Here is a 16,647-nt window from a genome sequence, read left to right as displayed (position 1 = left end):
GGTCAGCACCTCGAACTCCTCGATGGCACCGGCGGCCCGGAGCGAACCAAGCCGGTCGATGACGGTCGTTCGCGCGCCACACACCGGCGTCCGGGTCCGGAGCGTCATCGACGCGTCGTCGAGGCGCGACACTGCTGTCAGAACGTCCAGGGATTCACCCGACTCGTTCATGGCTCGTGCTATCATTCCCCTCATCGTCGCAAAAATGTTAGCTAGTAGACGAAATATGTGTATTATGAACACTAGAGACGACGTCGCTCTCGTCGCGGCTGTCGCGCCCGCCGCGAACCCACAGGCGTATTGACGCCCTCTCCGAAGGGGTGACGATGACCGCGCCGAACCGGAACACGCTCTGGGCCGAGGCGTTCGTCGACGAACTCGTACGGGGCGGCGTCTCTGCCGTCTGCATCACGCCGGGGAGTCGCTCGACACCACTCACCGTCGCGTTCGACCGTCACGAGGACGTCCACGTCTTCTCTCACCTCGACGAGCGCTCCTCGGCGTTCTTCGCACTCGGCCGCGCCCGTCGGACCGGCGAGGTGACCCCCCTCGTCTGTACCTCGGGGACCGCGGCGGCCAACTTCCACCCCGCCGTCATCGAGGCGTCACAGGCGCGCGTCCCACTCCTCCTGCTCACGGCGGACCGCCCGCCCGAAATCAGGGACTCGGGTGCGAACCAGACCATCGACCAGGAGAAACTGTTCGGCTCCTCGGTCCGGTGGTACCGTGACGTCGCCGAACCCGAGGCGACCGACCGGAAACTCCGCTCGCTGCGGACGACAGCTGCCCGGGCGGTGGCGAAGGCGAGGGGGGCGCCCGCGGGCCCGGTCCACCTCAACTTCCCGTTCCGCAAACCGCTCGAACCGACGGCCGTCGAGGGCGACGTGCCTGACACGCTGTCCGCACTCGCCCGCGAGGGGCGCGACGACGACACGCCGTTCGTCCGGACGTCGGCCGGCGTTGCGGAACTGGGCCAAGAGGACCTCCGGACGCTCGCGAGCGCCCTCGACACCGAGCGCGGACTCGTCGTCGCCGGCCCCGCGGACGCGTCGGGGGTCGACGGCGAGTCCGTCGCCGCGCTGGCGCATGCGACGAGCTTCCCCGTGCTGGCGGACCCGCTCTCGGGACTCAGGTACGGCGGTCACGTCCGGACGACGCCCGTCGTCGGCGGCTACGACGGCTTCCTCGACGAGTCGGTGACGCGAACGTGGCCCGACCCCGACGTCGTCCTCCGAATCGGCGCCTCGCCCACCTCGAAGCCGCTCCGGAAGTATCTCGCCCGGACGGGCGCGAGACAGTTCCTCGTCGACCCCGCGGCGGGGTGGCGCGAGGCGGAGTTCACGGCGACGGACCTCGTCGTCGCCGACCCCTCGACCCTGGCGTGGCGCCTCGCGCAGACGCTCGGCCGCGGGTCGGGGAGGGACGAGTGGAAGCGACGGTGGCTCGACGCCGACGAGGCGCACTTCGAGGAGTTCGACTCGTCCCCGTCGTTCTGCGAGGGCCGACTCCTCGCGACGGTTGTCGAGGAGACGCCGGACCCCTCGACGCTGTTCGTGTCGAACTCGATGCCCGTCCGCGACCTGGACCGGTTCGGCCGGCCGCTCCCGAAGTCGCTCACCGTGCTGGGCAACCGCGGCGCCTCGGGCATCGACGGCGTCGTCTCGACGGCGCTCGGCGCGGGCAGCGCGACGACCGACCCGCTGACGCTGGTGACGGGGGACCTCGCGTACTACCACGACATGAACGGGCTGGCCGCGCTCGCCCGATGTGACGTCGACGCGACCATCGTCGTGGTGAACAACGATGGCGGCGGCATCTTCCACATGCTCCCCATCGCCGACTTCGAGCCGCCGTTCACCGAGCAGTTCGTGACTCCCCACGGCCTGGACTTCGCCCCGACCGAGGACCTGTACGACCTCTCGTTCGCCCGCGTCGACGCGGACGCGTTCGGCGACGTCTACGCCGACGCCGTGTCGAGCGAGGGGACCCACGTCGTCGAAGTCGAGACGGACGCCGAGGCGAGCCACCAGGTGCGGGACCGGCTGAAAGAGCGCGTGGTCGACCGGCTCGCGTAGCCGGGGTCACGCCGTCGGCACGGGCCCGCGCGGACGACACCGCACACGGACGAGTATCACGGGGGCGAGACGGGTGCAACACCGTTATCCGCGTGGTTACCCTGGTCCCGAACATGGCCTCGCGCGGAACGGACCCCGAGACCGAGGAACGTCAGCTCCGCCGTCGGACGGGGAACGACGCCATCGGGACGTGGCTCGAGCGGCTCTTCGACGCCACCGCGGAGCTCGTCGTCTTCGGCATCCCGGCGCTGTTGTTCGTCGTGCTGTTCAACAGCGCGACGCTGAGCGCCCGCACCATCGCCACCGCGACGGGCTTCATCGTCGTCGCCGCGGCGGTCATGCGGCGGAGCCTCGCCGTCGGTGCGGAGTGGCCCGGGTCGAGCACGCGTCTCACCGTCGGGCGACTGCTCTACTTCAACGCCGTCCTCCTCGCCGGCGTCGTCGCCCCGGGAGTCGTCCTCGGCGTCCCCGGCGCACCGCTGTCGGCACTGGGTCTCGCCAGCGTCGTCGGTGCCGTCGGCGCGGCGGGGTTCGCACCGGTCGTCACCGCAGTCGGCCGGTGATCGGAACGGCACACTCGACACACACGAATCTTTTTGCGCGCCCGACCCGCCCTCCGCGTATGGTCTCAGAGCTATTCGACGCGGACCGCTGGGAACCCGTAGACGTCGCGGCGGAGTTCACCGATGTCACCTACCACCGGGGCGTCGACGTCCCGGCCGTCCGCATCGCGTTCGACCGCCCCGAGGTCCGAAACGCCTTCCGGCCGCGGACGGTCGACGAACTGTACGTCGCGCTGGACGATGCCCGCCAGGACCCCGAGGTGGGCTGTGTGCTCCTCACCGGTAACGGTCCGTCCGAGACGGACGGCGGGTGGGCGTTCTCCTCGGGCGGCGACCAGGCCATCAGGGGGAAGTCGGGGTACGAGTACGACGGCGACGACCAAGGCCGGGGCGAGGGCGAGAGCGAGGACACCCCGCGCGTCGGCCGCCTCCACATCCTCGAGGTTCAGCGGCTCATCCGGTTCATGCCGAAACCCGTCATCGCCGTGGTGCCGGGGTGGGCCGTCGGCGGCGGCCACTCGCTGCACGTGGTCTGTGACCTCACGCTCGCCTCGCGCGAACACGCCGTGTTCAAACAGACCGACGCAGACGTCGCCTCCTTCGACGGCGGGTTCGGCTCCGCGTATCTCGCCCACCAGGTCGGCCAGAAGAAGGCGCGGGAGATCTTCTTCCTCGGCCGCGACTACGACGCGGACGAGGCCGAAGAGATGGGGATGGTGAACGCGGTGGTCGACCACGTAGACCTGGAGACGACGGCGCTCGAGTGGGCCGACGAGATCACCAGGAAGTCGCCGACGGCGATTCGGATGCTCAAGTACGCGTTCAACCTCGACACCGACGGGATGGTCGGCCAGCAGGTGTTTGCGGGCGAGGCAACGCGGTTGGCGTACATGACCGACGAGGCCGAAGAGGGACGGGACGCCTTCTTGGAGAAGCGCGACCCCGAGTTCCGGCAGTTCCCCTGGCACTACTAGACGACCTCTTTAGTTCGTCGGGTGCGCCTCCGGCGCGCCTCTCCTCGCAGAAAACTCGGCCAGAAACCACCACGAGGCCCGCGTGCGCTCTCCTCGCGGTCGGTCGGTGGAGACCCGCCGGTCGATTGCTCGGCCTCTGGTAGCGCGACGGGCCTGGCCTCCGTGCCGGGCTGACACGCGAGGGACGACCGACCGAGCCCAGCGAACGAAGGAATCGGCCGGGGAGGCTCGCGGCTTCAGCGCCCCGACGACCGAACGCCGTCGCGCTCCACGGGGTGACTCGGGACCCGGTCACGTTCAGCACTGGCCCGGTCTCGGTGCCCCGACGTCACGGTACACTGGCCGTGAATCGTGAGATTCGGTTCGAAATTGGGTGAGAACCTGGAAATCGTTCATCTACCGACACGGTGACCCACACTACTGGGGAGGAGGGAGACCCCACGCGGCCCCCGCCCGAGCAGACCATGCCCACCTGTGACCACTGCCGACGACACGTCTCGGACCGGTTCGCCCGCGTCTTCGCGGACGCGTTCGGCGAGATACACGCCTGCCCCGGGTGTGCCCCGAACGAGGGGATCGCGGAGGTGGCGAGACGGCGCGGGCGGACGTAGTCGCCGCGAGCGGCCCCGAACGTCCGCACGAAACGGGGGGTTTAGGCTTCTCGCGTCCTCAGTCGGCACCAATGAGCGCGACTTCGACCGACGTCTCCCGGACGAGGGCGTGGGTGATGGCCGCCCGGCCGCAGACGCTCCCCGCGGCCGTCGCCCCCGTCGTCGTCGGGACGGGACTGGCGGTCCACGACGGCGTCTTCGCCGCCCTGCCCGCACTCTTCTCGCTCCTCGGTGCGGCGCTCATCCAGGTCGGGACCAACTTCGCGAACGACTACTACGACGCCGTCCAGGGCGCCGACACCGAGGCCAGAGAGGGATTCACGCGCGTGACCGCCTCGGGGCTCATCTCCGCCTCGGAGGTAAAACGCGCCATGTACCTCACGTTCCTCGTCGCCGTCGTCGTCGGCACCTACCTGGTGTACGTCGGTGGCGTCCCCATCCTCGTCGTCGGCCTCCTCTCGGTCCTCTCGGGCATCGCCTACACCGGCGGACCCTACCCGCTCGGCTACCACGGCCTCGGCGACGTGTTCGTCTTCGTCTTCTTCGGCCTCGTCGCCGTCGTCGGGACGTACTACGTGCAGGCCGCCGCGGTACTGGGCGGCGCGTTCCCGCTGTGGCTCCCGCCGGGGACGGTCACGACGGCGGCCGTCGTGGCCTCGCTCCCCATCGCCGCCATCTCGACGAACATCCTCGTCGTCAACAACCTCCGGGACAGACACGAGGACGCCCGGACGGGGAAGCGGACGCTCGTCGTCCGGTTCGGGCCGCGCTTCGCTCGCGTGCAGTACGTCGCGCTCTTCGTGCTGGCGTACGCCGTGCCGGTCGTCCTGTTTTCGCTGCCGTCGTTCGGCCTCCCCGCCCTGGCACCGCTCCTGTCGCTCCCGCTCGCCGTCCTCGTCACCCGGACGGTGCTCACCGAGGAGTCCGGCGACGCGCTGAACCCCGCGCTCGAACAGACCGGCAAGACGCTCGCGCTGTACGCCGTCCTCGCGGCGGTCGGGTTCGCGCTGTGAGGGTGTGGATGCACGCTCACCCGTGGAGGCGACGGTGACCGTCGCGGTAACCCCCTTCGAGGTCCCGCTCGAACGGCCGCTGTCGACCGCTCGCGGCGACATCGAGACCAGACGGGGGTTCGTCGTCCGCGGGCGGGTCGGCGGGACGCCGGGAGTCGGCGAGGCCACTCCGCTCCCCGGGTGGACCGAGTCGTACGACGACTGCCGCCGCGCACTCGGCCTCGTCGACGGCCTCGGACCGGCGCTCTCCGCGAACGCGCTCGACGACGCGCCGGCCGCCCGCCACGCCGTCTCGCTCGCGCTGTTCGACGCACGCGCTCGGGCGGGCGACGTGTCGCTCGCGCGCTTCCTCGCGGGCCCCGACGAGCGAATCGCCGACACCGTCCCCGTCAACGCGACGGTGGGCGACGGCGGCGAACGGGAGACGGCCGAGGCTGTCGACGCGGCCGTCGCGTCAGGCTACGACTGCGTGAAGCTGAAGGTCGGCGTCGGCGGGGTCGACCGGGACGTCGAACGGGTCGTCGCCGCCCGCGGGGCGGCCCCGGACGTGACCCTGCGCGTCGACGCCAACGGCGCGTGGGCGCTCGACGAGGCGGTCCGGTTCGTCACGGACACCGCCAACCACGACGCCGACCTGGCGTACGTCGAACAGCCGCTCCCCGCCGAGAACGTCGCGGGGCACGCCGCGCTCCGCGAGGCGGTGTCAGTCGACGTCGCACTCGACGAGACGCTCGCGGACAACGCCGTCGACGACGTACTCGCCGCCGGGGCCGCGGACGTGCTCGTGCTGAAGCCGATGGCGCTCGGCGGACCCGGCCGGACGCTCGCCGTCGCCGAACAGGCGCGGGAGGCGGGCGTCGACAGCGTCGTGACGACGACGATCGACGCCGTCGTCGCGCGGACCGGTGCGCTGCACGTCGCCGCCGCCCTCGGCGACCCGCCGGCCTGTGGACTCGCGACGGGTCACCTGCTGGGGGAGGACCTCGCGGCTGACCCCGCGCCGGTCGTTGATGGAGCGATGACGGTGCCCGCCGGGCCGGGACTCGCGGGCGAGGCGTTCGCGTCGCTCGACGTCGGGTGAGGAGTCCGCGAGGAGTCCGCGAGGAGTCGGGTGAGGAGTCCGCGAGGACGTCGACTGGTCACCCCTCGACGACGTCGACGACACCCTTCATCCCGACGGCTTGGTGTGGGACGCAGTAGTAGCGGACGACACCCGGAGCGTCGAACGTCCGCTCGTAGGTCGTCCCCTCGGTGGAGGCGAGTTCGGACTCGAACGCGCCACTCTCCTCTCTGACGTTGTGCTGTCCGCCGCGGCCGGTCCACTCCCAGACGACGGTGGTCCCCGGGGAGACTTCCACGGCGGCCGGTTCGTAGATGAGTCCGTTCCCCCCGCCGACGGTGACCGTCACCGTCTCCTGTCCGGTTCGGTCGGTCGCGGTACCGTCGTAGTTCGGGGCGTCGTCGAGCCACGCCTCGTACGCCGAGGAGTCGCCGCTACCACCACCGCCACCGCCGCTCTCGCCGCTCTCGTCGCTCTCGCTCCCGCCGCTCCCACCGCCACCGGAACAGCCGGCGACGCTCGCCACACCGGCGAGCGCGCCCACACGGAGGAACCGTCGACGCGTCGCCGACACCGTTCGTTCGGTCATCGTGGAATCGTCGCGCTCAGTCGACTTATGGGGACTGTTTTCGGTCAGTCCGGCGACGGAGACCCGCGGCCCACGAGGACCCGCCGGTGGTATACGTAGAGGCCGCTGACGGGCGGGAAGAACAGCGCGACGGCCGCGTACGCCCACTTGAGCGGGCCGACCTCGACGCCGTCGACGCCGAGCGCGCGCGTGTCCTGGAGCAGCGCCGCGGCCGCGAGCGGGGCGAGCACGAGCGTGTAGAGGCTCTTGGCCGTCGCCCACAGGAATGTTCCCTCCGAGAGGAGTCGCCACTCGACGAGCGCGAGGGCGACCCACACGACCGCAGAGACGGCGAGGAGACGGAGCCACGGTCCACGCTCGTCCCGGTCGGGTTCGTCGTCCGGGTGGCGGACTGGGTCGGGGTCGAACACACCCGGGGGTTGGTGTGGACGGAGTTGAATGGTTCGTCGCTCACAGCCTCCCACGCAACACGTTCATGCCCCCCGGCGACGACGGCCCCGGTAGCACGATGTCGCGAGAGACGAGAGTCACCGTCTGGAACGAGTACCGACACGAACGCGCGTCCGACGAGGTCCGGGAGGTGTACCCCGACGGCATCCACGCAGCCATCGCCGACGGCCTCTCCGAGCGGGGGTTCGAGACGCAGACGGCGACGCTCGACGACCCGGACCACGGCCTCACTCCCGCCGTCCTCGAGGAGACGGACGTCCTCACCTGGTGGGGCCACCGGGCCCACGACGAGGTCCGCGACGACGTCGTCGCGCGGGTCTGCGACCGGGTGCGAGACGGGATGGGTCTGCTCGTTCTCCACTCGGGCCACTACTCGAAGCCCTTCAGGCGGCTGATGGGCACCTCGTGCGCGCTCAAGTGGCGGGAAGCGGGCGAGCGCGAGCGCGTCTGGACCATCGAACCCGGCCACCCCATCGCCGCCGGCCTCGACGAGTCGTTCGTCGTCCCGCGGGCGGAGATGTACGGCGAGCGGTTCGACGTCCCCGCGCCGGACGAACTCGTCTTCACCTCCTGGTTCGAGGGGGGCGAGGTGTTCCGGAGCGGGTGCTGTTACACGCGCGGGAAGGGTCGGGTCTTCTACTTCCGGCCGGGGCACGAGACCTACCCCATCTACTACCAGGAGGAGGTCCTGCAGGTACTCGCGAACGCCGTCGAGTGGGCCGCGCCGACCGACGGGCCGACGCCGCGTTTCGAGCGGTCAGACCCCGCTGAGGACGCGGACGTCGCCGGCGAGTAGCCTCAGAGCGCCGACTCGGGCGCGTCGCCGGCGAGCGTCGCGTGGACCATCTCGACGAACTGCTCCGAATCGACCGACTCGACGACAGTCGCGTTCGGTTCCTCGTCCAGCACGCCGTCGACGTCGACGAGGCTGTACCCGCGGGTCATCCCCTCCCGTTCGTCGACGTCGACGTAGTAGCGCGACTGCTCCGCGACGATTTCGGGGGCGACCAGACAGGCCGCCGCCAGCGAGTCGGGGAGGGTGACGCCGTCGGTGCCGTTCCGCTCGCGCGAGAAGGCCCGGTGGTGGTCGGTGATGGTCTCGAAGAACTCGGCCGTGGGGGTGTCCAGTTCCGAGACGCGCTCGAACGCCTCGGGACCGAAGAAGCCGTCCCGGAGCGTGAGGCCCCAGTCGACGACGGTGACGTCGAGGTCACGGACCACCCGCTTGGCGGCGTCGGGGTCGACCCAGAAGTTGTACTCCGCCGCGGGGGTGTCGTTGCCGAACGTGCCCACCGCACCACCCATCACGACCACCTCGTCGAGGAGGTCCGGGAGCGCGGGTTCGCGCGCGAGGGCGAGGGCGACGTTCGTGAGCGGCCCGATACAGAGCAGCGACACCTCGCCCGGTGCGTCGCGGGCGCGCTCGACGATGGCGTCGACGGCGTGGCCGTCGGCCGAGTCGATGCCGGTGTCCGGGAAGAGGTCGCCGCCGAGTCCACCCTCGCCGTGGACCTGGTCGGCGTACTCCCACTCCTTGAGGAGCGGCGAGCGCGCTCCCTCGTAGACCGGGACGTCGTCGCGTCCCAGCAGGTCGAGCGTGTACTTGGCGTTCTCGACCTCGTACTCGAACTCGACGTTGCCCGCGACGACCGTCACGGCGTCGACCGTCACGCGCTCTGAGAGGAGTGACAGGACGAGCGCCTGCGTGTCGTCGCCCGCGGTGTCCGTGTCGACGATGACCCGTCGGCTCATACCTCCCCTCGCCGGGGGAGCGTGAAAGCGCCTGCGAACCGTCCTGAGAACAGATCAGCGCGGTGACGTCTCTGGGACGGTTTCCCAACTGGCTTTTACCGGAGGTGCCGAGAGGTCGCTATGCACGAGGTGGTGAGTCTCGGGAGCGTCAACGTCGACCACGTCGGCTACCTCTCCGACGACGTGGTCGCGACGCTCGAAGGGCAGTACGACTGGCTGCCGGCCCCCGGAGAGACGGTGGCCGTCGAGTCGGTTCCGATGGACCTCCGGGACCGGCTGACCGAGGTGTCGCTGGGTGGGAAGGGGGCGAACCAGGCCGTCGCGGCCGCGCTCGGTGGTGCCGAGACGGCGCTGCTCGGCTGTGTCGGCGACGACGCGGCCGAGTACGGCGTCCGCGACGGCATCCGCGACCGAGGTGTCGACGTCTCCGAGGTGGTCTCCGTCGACGGGCCGACCGGGTCCGCGTACGTCGTCGTCGACGAGTCCGCGGAGAACCGCATCACCATCCTCTCCGGTGCCAACGCGGCCGTCGGCCGCGAGTACGTCGAGTCGCGACTGGATATCCTCGAACAGGCCTCGGTGCTCCTCCTGCAGAACGAGATTCCGACCGAGGGTGTCGTCTGGCTCCTCGACCGACTCGCGTCCGACCCCGACGGTCCCACCGTCGTCGTCGATCCCGCGCCGGCGGTGGGTGCCGAACCGCTCGTCACGCACGAGGCCGTCGACGTCGTCGTCCCGAACGCGACCGAGTTCGCCCACCTCGAGGCCGACCTCACGGCGTTCGGGGGGACGCTCGTCGTCACGCACGGCCCCGACCTGGTCAGTGTCGCCGGGGCGGAGTCGTTCGAGGTGGCGCCGCCGACGGTCGACCCCGTCGACACCACCGGCGCGGGTGACGTCTTCACGGGCTACCTCGCGGCGACGCTCGCGACCGGTGGCGACCTGCGGACGGCCGTCGAGCGCGCGGTGACGGCAGCGGCGCTCTCGACCGAGTCCGAAGGTGTCCAGCCGGCCGTCCCCGAGGCGGAGACGGTCGACGCGCGGCGGTGAGCGGGGCGGGCAGAAGACGTTTGTCGCTCGGCGAGCCATCGGCGAGACGATGCCCTCCACTACCCTCCGCCGCCGGCACGTCCTCGTCGTGCTGACCGGTCTCGTCGCCGGGTGTACAGACAGGGTGTCTCCCCGGAACACCCCGAGACGGACGTCCCGACGGCGACACCCACGGAGACACGTCGAGAGATGGACCGTTCGGCGCCCGGAACCGGAACCGGGACCGGGAGCGGACGGCGACTCACCATCGAGGCCGTCCCCACCACGCGCTCGGCAATCACCAGCGACGTCGCCCGACCGCTCTCGGGGTTCTCAGACGCGGACGCCCGCGAGTCGTCGCGTCTCCGCTCCGCCGAGACGACGTACCTCTCGCTCGGCGACTACTACTACCGGGTCGACCGCCTCGGCGAGAACACCGTCACCGAACGCGACTACCAGGACACGGCGACGGCCGTCGCGGCGTCCGACGAGGAGTTCGAGACGGTGGTCGACGAGCGCGTCGTCACCCACCTCGACCCCACGGCGCTGTCGGCGGCGGTGGAGGAGACGTTCCGGACCGTCCTCGAACGGGGGCAGGTCTCCTGGGGAGAGCCGGTCCCACCGGGTCCCGAGGCACTGGCCACCCAGCTCGACGACGAGCGGTACGTCGAGTGGGAGGGGGAGTACGTCGCAGTCGAGGTGCGCGAACTCGTCGCGTGAGCGGGGGCGTCGAGGGCCACGGGACGTCGAGAGACGGTGCGCCTAAGCGTGTCGCCCCCCTGCCACCGGTATGGCAGAAGCAACCAAGGGTCAGAAACGGCTGATGGTCGGCCTGTTCACGTTCGCCGTCGTCATGACGATTCTGGGCATCGCGGTCATCTGGTTCCTCTCCGGCCTATAGGTCGTCCGGCCCGAACGTCCGTCCCTCCTCGGCGTCCGCGCGCATCCGCCGGAGCGCCGCGGCGGCGTTGCTCGCGTCGTAGCCGAACAGCACGTCCTTCGCGTACGCGTCGGCGACTTCCGTCGCGTGGATGAGGTCGTCGACGTCGACGTTGACGGCGTACAGTTCGAGAGAGCAGTCGACGTCGAGGTCGGCCAGTCGGGTCTGGAAGCCCTTCGCGATGGTCTCCAGCCAGTAGGTCGTCCCGTAGTGGGTGTCGTAGAGCGGGACGACGAACTCGTCGACGTACTCGCTCAGGGCCTCGACGTCGAGACCGGCCCGTTCGTACAGGTGATCCGGATAGGGGTCGGGGTAGAGCGTCAGGTAGGTCCGCCCCGGAATCCGCGCGCTCGCGTCGGCGACGAAGTCGGTGACGACCGAGGCGCGCCAGTCGAACCAGTCGTCGTGGTCTCTGTCTCCCCGGCGACGCTCGCTCGACTCGTCGGGGGACCGTCGCTCCGTCCACTCCTCGAAGAGTCGCTCACAGCGCTCGCAGTGACAGAACTCCGCGCGGGGAAAGCCGACGTCGTCGAGGCGGACGTCGTCGTTCTCGGCGGCACAGTCGTCGACGATTTCGAGCAGGCCCGCCCGGTAGCGCTCGTTCGTCGGACAGACGTACGCCCAGTCGAAGTACGTCCGGTCTCTCGTGGCGAGGTTCCCCTCGTCGTCGACGGGGACGAGGTCGGGGTTCTCGTCGGCGGCGGCGTTGTCGCCGAAGCACGAGACCATGTTCACCGCGTTCGGGAGTGGGGCGGCGGCCCGGCCCGTGACGTCCTTGACCTCGTAGAACCCGAGGTCGAAGTCGCTCCACTCGACCTCCTCCGCGTTCCGCGTGACGACGCCGTACATAGGCGGACGACGGACTGCCAGCGGGTAACGGTTTTCCTTCGAGAGGGGACGGCCGACACAGTCGGTGTACGTCGTCGAGCACGTCGACGTCGAGAAGGAGTCGGTCCCCCGTCGCGGACGACGGGAGGTGCTGGTCGTGTGCGGTGCTGCGACTGGTTACTCGGCCGGTACCTCGACCGGTTCGCCGCCGGAGGAGACGACGAAGTAGACGATTGCGACGAGCGCGACGACGAGGACGAGTTTCGCTTTTCCGGACATACGAGTACGTTCACTGAGGAGTTACAAAGTGGTTTCGGCGGCTGCTGGCCCGCCCGGCGGCTTTCACCGATGATTCCCGGGACCAAACGATTATCTCGCCGCCGATGCAACCTCGGTCGACCGATAGCGACGCCGCTGTCGTGGCCCGCCATGTCCCCCACAGACCCCCGCTCACCAGACCCGGTCACTGCACAGCAGACCATCGTCGTCGTCGTGTCGAGCGACCGTGACGTCGACGGATGGAGCGACCTCGTCGCGGCGCTGAGCGAGGTCGGTGGTGACTCGCCCGACGACGGTGCCAGACTCGTCCGGGCCGAGACGGTGAGCGAGGCGCGCGCGGCCGTCCAGGACGAGGGTGTGGCCCACGCCGTCGTCGTCGGACCCGACGCGGACGCCGTCGTGCGGGCCCTCGACGACGGGACGGGAGCCCGTCGGTCGGTCGTGCCGGTGCCGACCGACGACGGGTGGGACGAGGCGTTCGCCCGCTGTCTCCGGTATCTCGTCGCGCAGCGGCGGGACGCCCAGCGCGTCGACCGGGACCGGAACCTCCTCGTCGACGCGCTCGACGCGCTCGACGACGTCTTCTACGTCTACGACGCCGACGGGCGACTCGTCCGGTGGAACGACCGTCTCAACGAGGTGTTCGGGCTCTCGGACGTCGAACTCGCCGGCATCCTGCCCGAGACGTTCTTCGTCGAGTCCTCGCGCGAACGGGTCCGGAGCGCGGCCGCCGAGGCGCTGGCCGGGAACGAAGTCGTCGTCGAGGCCGAAGCCGAGACGGACGTCGGGCGGGTCCGGTTCGAACTCACCGGTCGTCCGCTCGAAGACGAGGACGGCCGGGTGGTCGGCTTCAGCGGCGTCGCTCGCGACGTCACCTGCTCCCGGCAGGTCACCGAACGACTCGCCAAGGAGAACGAGGAACTGGACGCCTTCGGCCGCGTCCTGACGCACGACCTGCGGAACCCACTCAGCGTCGCCACCGGCTTCCTCGACCACCACCGCGAGCGCCACGACAGCGACGACCTCCGGCGCGTCGCCCGGGCCCTCGACCGGATGAACGACCTCATCGACGAGGTGCGCAACTCCTCGCGAGGGGCGACGCTCGACGTGTCGACGGTCCCGCTGGCCAGCGTCGTCCGGAGCGCGTGGGACGCCGTCGAGACGCGTGACGCGCTCCTCGTGGTGGACACGCGAGCCAGGGTCGTGGCGGACCCGAAACGCCTCCAGCGACTCCTCGAGAACCTCTTCCGGAACTGTGTCGAACACGCCGGTGCCGCCTCGACCGTCCGCGTCGGCGACCTCCACGACGGGTTCTTCGTCGCCGACGACGGTCCCGGCGTCCCGGCCGAACTCCGCGAGACCGTCTTCCGGACCGGGTTCACCACCGCGAGCGACGGGACGGGCTACGGACTCGGTATCGTCCGCGAACTGGCGGAGATGCACGGGTGGCGCATCGAGGTGACGACGGACCCCTCTGGTGGGGCCCGGTTCGAGGTGCACGGCGTCGCCGACCGTGTGGACGGCGGCACCGACGTGAGCCGCGGCCGGAAGTCGACGTGAGGTGGGTCCGCGGACCCACCCTCCCGCTCAGGAGCCGTCGATGTGGTCGGCGAACGACTCGCGGATGAACGTGCCGCAGTACTCACAGCGGAGGCCGTCGGAGAGGACGGTGAACTTCGAGGCGACGGGTTCGCCACCGTTCGTGATACAGTTGTGGTTCGGACACGAGAGCACGCCGACGACCCGTTCCGGTCGCTCGACGCGGTTCTTCTCCACCACCTCGTAGTCGCGGACGATGTTGATGGTCGCCTCGGGCGCGATGAGCGAGAGGACGTCGACCTCCGAGGGGCTGAGTTCGCGGTCTTCGACCTTCACGATGTCCTTGCGGCCGAGTCTCCCCGAGGGGACGTTCATCCCGACGGAGACGGACTCGCCGCCGCTGCCGTCGATGCCGAGGATGGTGAGGACGTTCAGTGCCTGTCCGGCGGCGACGTGGTCGATGACGGTGCCGTTTCTGATCTTCGAGACGCGGAGTTCGTGGCTGCTCATCGGTCTTCACCCCCATCTCTCCCCCCGCCGAGGAGCGCATCGAGCAGCGCCATCCGCACGGGGACACCGTTGTGTGCCTGCTCGAAGTACTGTGCGTGCGGCGTCTCGTCGACCGCTGGGTCTATCTCGTCGACCCGCGGGAGGGGATGCATCACCGTCAGCGACTCCTTCGCCTCCGCGAGGGTTCCGGCGTCGATCTGGTACTCGCCAGCGACTTCGCGATACTCGCGCTCGTCGGGGAACCGCTCGCGCTGGATACGGGTCACGTAGAGGACGTCGAGTTCGGGGAGAATGCCTTCGAGTTCCTCGTGTTCGCGGACCTGGGCGCCGGCCTCGTGGAGGTCGTACCGGACGCTCCGTGGGAGGCGGAGCGACTCGGGTGAGACGAAGTGCTGGCGCACGTCGAAGTTCGTCAGCGCCATCGACAGCGAGTGGACCGTCCGGCCGTACTTGAGGTCACCCATGATGCCGACGGTGATGTCGTCGAGACCGGCGTTCTCGCGGATGGTGTAGAGGTCGAGGAGCGTCTGGGAGGGGTGTTGACCCGCGCCGTCACCCGCGTTGACCAGAGGGACGTCGACGAACTCCGAGGCCATCTTGGCCGACCCCTCCGAGGGGTGCCGGAGGACGAGGGCGTCGGCGTACCCCTCGATGACGCGGACGGTGTCGGCGAGGGACTCGCCCTTCTTCACCGAGGAGGACTCGACCGAGCCCATGTCGATAGTCTCCCCACCGAGGCGCTTCATCGCCGTGTCGAAGCTCATCTTCGTCCGCGTGCTCGGCTCGAAGAAACAGAGCGCGAGCACCGTGCCGGCGTGACGTTCGCGGACGGTCGCCGGGTCGTCGGCGATCTCGGCGGCGCGGTCCAACACCGCCTCGATGTCGTCCCGGGACAGTTGCGCGGCAGAAATGAGGTGGTCGTGACGCATCAGTGTATCCCGGACGGGGAAGATGCTTGAATCTCCCGACCGACGGTCGACCACTCGCACCCATGTCAGTTCGATTCGAGCGGTCCCGTCGGCGAGAGAACGATGACTCGGCACGGGGGGTGCATGGAAACGTCCCTCACGGTTTTCCGATATTATCACGTTCGGTGCATTGTCACAGAGACTATAGTTTATCGAGTTACACTTTTGTTCAGGAATTATTTAGCGGGGAATTAAGTCTCAGGACGCGACGAGGTAGAGTGATGGCACGCGAGTTGCGGCGAGACCACGAGTCGGACGCATCGTCGTGCGGACGGCTTCACCGACGAACGTTTTTGAAATCAAGCGGCGCCGTGTTGTCAGTCCTTGGGCCGGTCGCGCTCTCGTCTGAGGAGGCACGCGCAGCCCCCGCGAAACCGTACGGCGACGTCGAATACGGGGCACGTGGATACGGCGGGGCGTCGGACTGAGTCCGGTTACGTCTCCCCGTGTACGGTTCCGGTAGTGTGTGACGACAGCGGCGAGGTTCTCCGCCGAGCAACGTCCCTGTCGTTCGCACGAACGTCCGAGGCGGGGAGCGAGTCGATTCCGATGCCCGTCTCTGGGGACCAGTCCGCGGGGTAGACGGTGCGGTTATAGAATCACCGAGGATACTCTGCCCGAGTGCTGAATCTTTCACCTGAGTAGACTTCGAAGGCGTCCACTCCGACAACACCGGTTAGATATCACTGGGGATAATTTGAGAGGGAACGTTATCTCCCGGTATCCGGAACTCGGCGTAATGGCACGCGAAACAGCACCGAAAGACCAGCGGACGCCCGAACGGACTGGGCTCGGTCGACGATCGTTTCTGAAACTGACGGGGGCGGCCGTCGTCGCCGGCGGGTCGGTGGCTGGCTGTACTGGAACCGCTCCCCTGCCAGCCGCGCCCGAGTTCGGGTACGGCGGGACGCCGATGCGACGCGCGCAGGTGGCGCTTCCGGGCGCCGTGGCGGGCACGTCGTTCGCAGCGCTCTCGTCCAGCGTCGAGGAGTCCGAACCGAACGGCTCGCAGGCGACCGCAGACGCCGTCTCGCTCGGGGCGTCCGTCAGAGGGACGCTCGCCGCAGGCGACAACGACTGGTACGCCGTCGAACTGACCGCGGAGGGGTCGCTCGACCTGACGCTGGTTCGAGACTCCAACCGGTCGAAGTCGCGCTTCGGACTGTACGGTCCCGACGGGACGCGACTCGACGCCGTGCAGGTTCCGAACAAGAAACCCGTCTCGCTCGGCCTCGACCCCGTCCCGACGACGGGGACGTACTTCGTTCGTCTCGCCAGTGACAAGCCGACCGGTGGGTACGAACTCTCGGTGCAGGGAACCGCGCCGGCGACACCTACTCCCACCCCGGAGCCGACACCGACGCCGACTCCCACACCGACCCCCATCTCCGACGACGACTACGGCGAACAGGGGTACGGCGACTTCGGGTACGGCGGGACGGCCGACTGAACCCCGGGGTCACCCGG

17 protein-coding genes are annotated in these 16,647 nt (G+C 69.5%); 11 read left to right on the top strand and 6 right to left on the bottom strand.

The genetic code is table 11. From position 1 onward, the window contains the following. The first annotated feature begins 326 nt into the window (after window positions 1-326). The 6 genes from menD to menC all read left to right on the top strand — a co-directional run bounded on the left by menD (window position 327) and on the right by menC (window position 6,317). Entirely contained in the window at window positions 327-2,075 is a 1,749-nt protein-coding gene (gene menD, locus ACESK5_RS10075) for a 2-succinyl-5-enolpyruvyl-6-hydroxy-3-cyclohexene-1-carboxylic-acid synthase (protein WP_372911434.1), read from the top strand. 113 nt (window positions 2,076-2,188) lie between these two features. After that, on the top strand, window positions 2,189-2,638 hold the full coding sequence (locus ACESK5_RS10070) for a hypothetical protein (RefSeq protein ID WP_372911433.1): 450 nt from the start codon (window positions 2,189-2,191) through the stop codon (window positions 2,636-2,638). 59 nt (window positions 2,639-2,697) lie between these two features. Continuing rightward, a complete protein-coding gene (locus tag ACESK5_RS10065) occupies window positions 2,698-3,612 on the top strand; it encodes a 1,4-dihydroxy-2-naphthoyl-CoA synthase (RefSeq protein WP_372911432.1) in 915 nt (304 codons plus the stop codon). Between the two features lie 464 nt (window positions 3,613-4,076). Beyond that, on the top strand, window positions 4,077-4,223 hold the full coding sequence (locus ACESK5_RS10060) for a hypothetical protein (protein WP_372911431.1): 147 nt from the start codon (window positions 4,077-4,079) through the stop codon (window positions 4,221-4,223). A 71-nt stretch (window positions 4,224-4,294) separates the two neighbouring features. Next, window positions 4,295-5,236, top strand: coding sequence for a 1,4-dihydroxy-2-naphthoate polyprenyltransferase (locus tag ACESK5_RS10055; RefSeq protein WP_372911430.1), 942 nt, complete (start codon window positions 4,295-4,297; stop codon window positions 5,234-5,236). A 4-nt stretch (window positions 5,237-5,240) separates the two neighbouring features. Next, window positions 5,241-6,317, top strand: a complete 1,077-nt coding sequence (gene menC, locus ACESK5_RS10050) for an o-succinylbenzoate synthase (protein ID WP_372911429.1) — start codon at window positions 5,241-5,243, stop codon at window positions 6,315-6,317. Between the two features lie 58 nt (window positions 6,318-6,375). Here the strand turns inward: menC and ACESK5_RS10045 are convergent, their stop codons facing one another. Beyond that, on the bottom strand, window positions 6,376-6,885 hold the full coding sequence (locus ACESK5_RS10045; protein WP_372911428.1) for a halocyanin domain-containing protein: 510 nt from the start codon (window positions 6,883-6,885) through the stop codon (window positions 6,376-6,378). A gap of 44 nt (window positions 6,886-6,929) precedes the next feature. Beyond that, window positions 6,930-7,295: a hypothetical protein gene (locus ACESK5_RS10040; protein WP_372911427.1), complete on the bottom strand. Its 366-nt coding sequence runs from the start codon at window positions 7,293-7,295 to the stop codon at window positions 6,930-6,932. 98 nt (window positions 7,296-7,393) lie between these two features. Here ACESK5_RS10040 and ACESK5_RS10035 point away from each other — a divergent pair, with 98 nt between their 5' ends. Further along, window positions 7,394-8,131 (top strand): ThuA domain-containing protein, encoded by a 738-nt coding sequence (locus tag ACESK5_RS10035; protein WP_372911426.1) that lies wholly within the window; start codon window positions 7,394-7,396, stop codon window positions 8,129-8,131. 2 nt (window positions 8,132-8,133) lie between these two features. Here the strand turns inward: ACESK5_RS10035 and ACESK5_RS10030 are convergent, their stop codons facing one another. Next, on the bottom strand, window positions 8,134-9,087 hold the full coding sequence (locus ACESK5_RS10030; RefSeq protein ID WP_372911425.1) for a nucleoside hydrolase: 954 nt from the start codon (window positions 9,085-9,087) through the stop codon (window positions 8,134-8,136). Window positions 9,088-9,207: 120 nt separating this feature from the next. Between ACESK5_RS10030 and ACESK5_RS10025 the strand changes: the two genes are divergently transcribed. After that, a complete protein-coding gene (locus ACESK5_RS10025) occupies window positions 9,208-10,137 on the top strand; it encodes a PfkB family carbohydrate kinase (RefSeq protein ID WP_372911424.1) in 930 nt (309 codons plus the stop codon). A 189-nt stretch (window positions 10,138-10,326) separates the two neighbouring features. Continuing rightward, entirely contained in the window at window positions 10,327-10,836 is a 510-nt protein-coding gene (locus ACESK5_RS10020; protein ID WP_372911423.1) for a hypothetical protein, read from the top strand. Window positions 10,837-11,011: 175 nt separating this feature from the next. Here ACESK5_RS10020 and ACESK5_RS10015 read toward each other — a convergent pair whose 3' ends face one another. Then, complete coding sequence (locus tag ACESK5_RS10015; RefSeq protein WP_372911422.1) at window positions 11,012-11,905, bottom strand: hypothetical protein; 894 nt, start codon at window positions 11,903-11,905, stop codon at window positions 11,012-11,014. Window positions 11,906-12,313: 408 nt separating this feature from the next. On the opposite strand from ACESK5_RS10015, the gene ACESK5_RS10010 reads away from it, so the two are divergent. Further along, a complete protein-coding gene (locus ACESK5_RS10010) occupies window positions 12,314-13,723 on the top strand; it encodes a PAS domain-containing sensor histidine kinase (protein ID WP_372911421.1) in 1,410 nt (469 codons plus the stop codon). Window positions 13,724-13,750: 27 nt separating this feature from the next. Here the strand turns inward: ACESK5_RS10010 and pyrI are convergent, their stop codons facing one another. Together pyrI and pyrB are read right to left on the bottom strand one after the other, a co-directional pair. Beyond that, window positions 13,751-14,212, bottom strand: a complete 462-nt coding sequence (pyrI, locus tag ACESK5_RS10005) for an aspartate carbamoyltransferase regulatory subunit (protein WP_372911420.1) — start codon at window positions 14,210-14,212, stop codon at window positions 13,751-13,753. Continuing rightward, on the bottom strand, window positions 14,209-15,141 hold the full coding sequence (gene pyrB / locus ACESK5_RS10000) for an aspartate carbamoyltransferase (RefSeq protein WP_372911419.1): 933 nt from the start codon (window positions 15,139-15,141) through the stop codon (window positions 14,209-14,211). Before pyrB ends, pyrI begins: the two co-directional genes overlap by 4 nt. Before the next feature lie 778 nt (window positions 15,142-15,919). Between pyrB and ACESK5_RS09995 the strand changes: the two genes are divergently transcribed. Then, entirely contained in the window at window positions 15,920-16,630 is a 711-nt protein-coding gene (locus tag ACESK5_RS09995; protein WP_372911418.1) for a hypothetical protein, read from the top strand. Window positions 16,631-16,647 lie beyond the last annotated feature (17 nt).

The sequence above is a fragment of the Salinigranum sp. genome, from assembly GCF_041641895.1.
Lineage (GTDB): Archaea > Halobacteriota > Halobacteria > Halobacteriales > Haloferacaceae > Salinigranum.
This window is presented reverse-complemented; position numbering and strand designations above follow the sequence as displayed.

Coding starts and splice junctions, on each gene's coding strand:
- menD (WP_372911434.1), top strand. CDS start 327: ATGACCGCGCCGAACCGGAACACGCTCTGGGCCGAGGCGTTCGTCGAC.
- ACESK5_RS10070 (WP_372911433.1), top strand. CDS start 2,189: ATGGCCTCGCGCGGAACGGACCCCGAGACCGAGGAACGTCAGCTCCGC.
- ACESK5_RS10065 (WP_372911432.1), top strand. CDS start 2,698: ATGGTCTCAGAGCTATTCGACGCGGACCGCTGGGAACCCGTAGACGTC.
- ACESK5_RS10060 (WP_372911431.1), top strand. CDS start 4,077: ATGCCCACCTGTGACCACTGCCGACGACACGTCTCGGACCGGTTCGCC.
- ACESK5_RS10055 (WP_372911430.1), top strand. CDS start 4,295: ATGAGCGCGACTTCGACCGACGTCTCCCGGACGAGGGCGTGGGTGATG.
- ACESK5_RS10045 (WP_372911428.1), bottom strand. CDS start 6,885: ATGACCGAACGAACGGTGTCGGCGACGCGTCGACGGTTCCTCCGTGTG.
- ACESK5_RS10035 (WP_372911426.1), top strand. CDS start 7,394: ATGTCGCGAGAGACGAGAGTCACCGTCTGGAACGAGTACCGACACGAA.
- ACESK5_RS10030 (WP_372911425.1), bottom strand. CDS start 9,087: ATGAGCCGACGGGTCATCGTCGACACGGACACCGCGGGCGACGACACG.
- ACESK5_RS10025 (WP_372911424.1), top strand. CDS start 9,208: ATGCACGAGGTGGTGAGTCTCGGGAGCGTCAACGTCGACCACGTCGGC.
- ACESK5_RS10020 (WP_372911423.1), top strand. CDS start 10,327: ATGGACCGTTCGGCGCCCGGAACCGGAACCGGGACCGGGAGCGGACGG.
- ACESK5_RS10015 (WP_372911422.1), bottom strand. CDS start 11,905: ATGTACGGCGTCGTCACGCGGAACGCGGAGGAGGTCGAGTGGAGCGAC.
- ACESK5_RS10010 (WP_372911421.1), top strand. CDS start 12,314: ATGTCCCCCACAGACCCCCGCTCACCAGACCCGGTCACTGCACAGCAG.
- pyrI (WP_372911420.1), bottom strand. CDS start 14,212: ATGAGCAGCCACGAACTCCGCGTCTCGAAGATCAGAAACGGCACCGTC.
- pyrB (WP_372911419.1), bottom strand. CDS start 15,141: ATGCGTCACGACCACCTCATTTCTGCCGCGCAACTGTCCCGGGACGAC.
- ACESK5_RS09995 (WP_372911418.1), top strand. CDS start 15,920: ATGGCACGCGAAACAGCACCGAAAGACCAGCGGACGCCCGAACGGACT.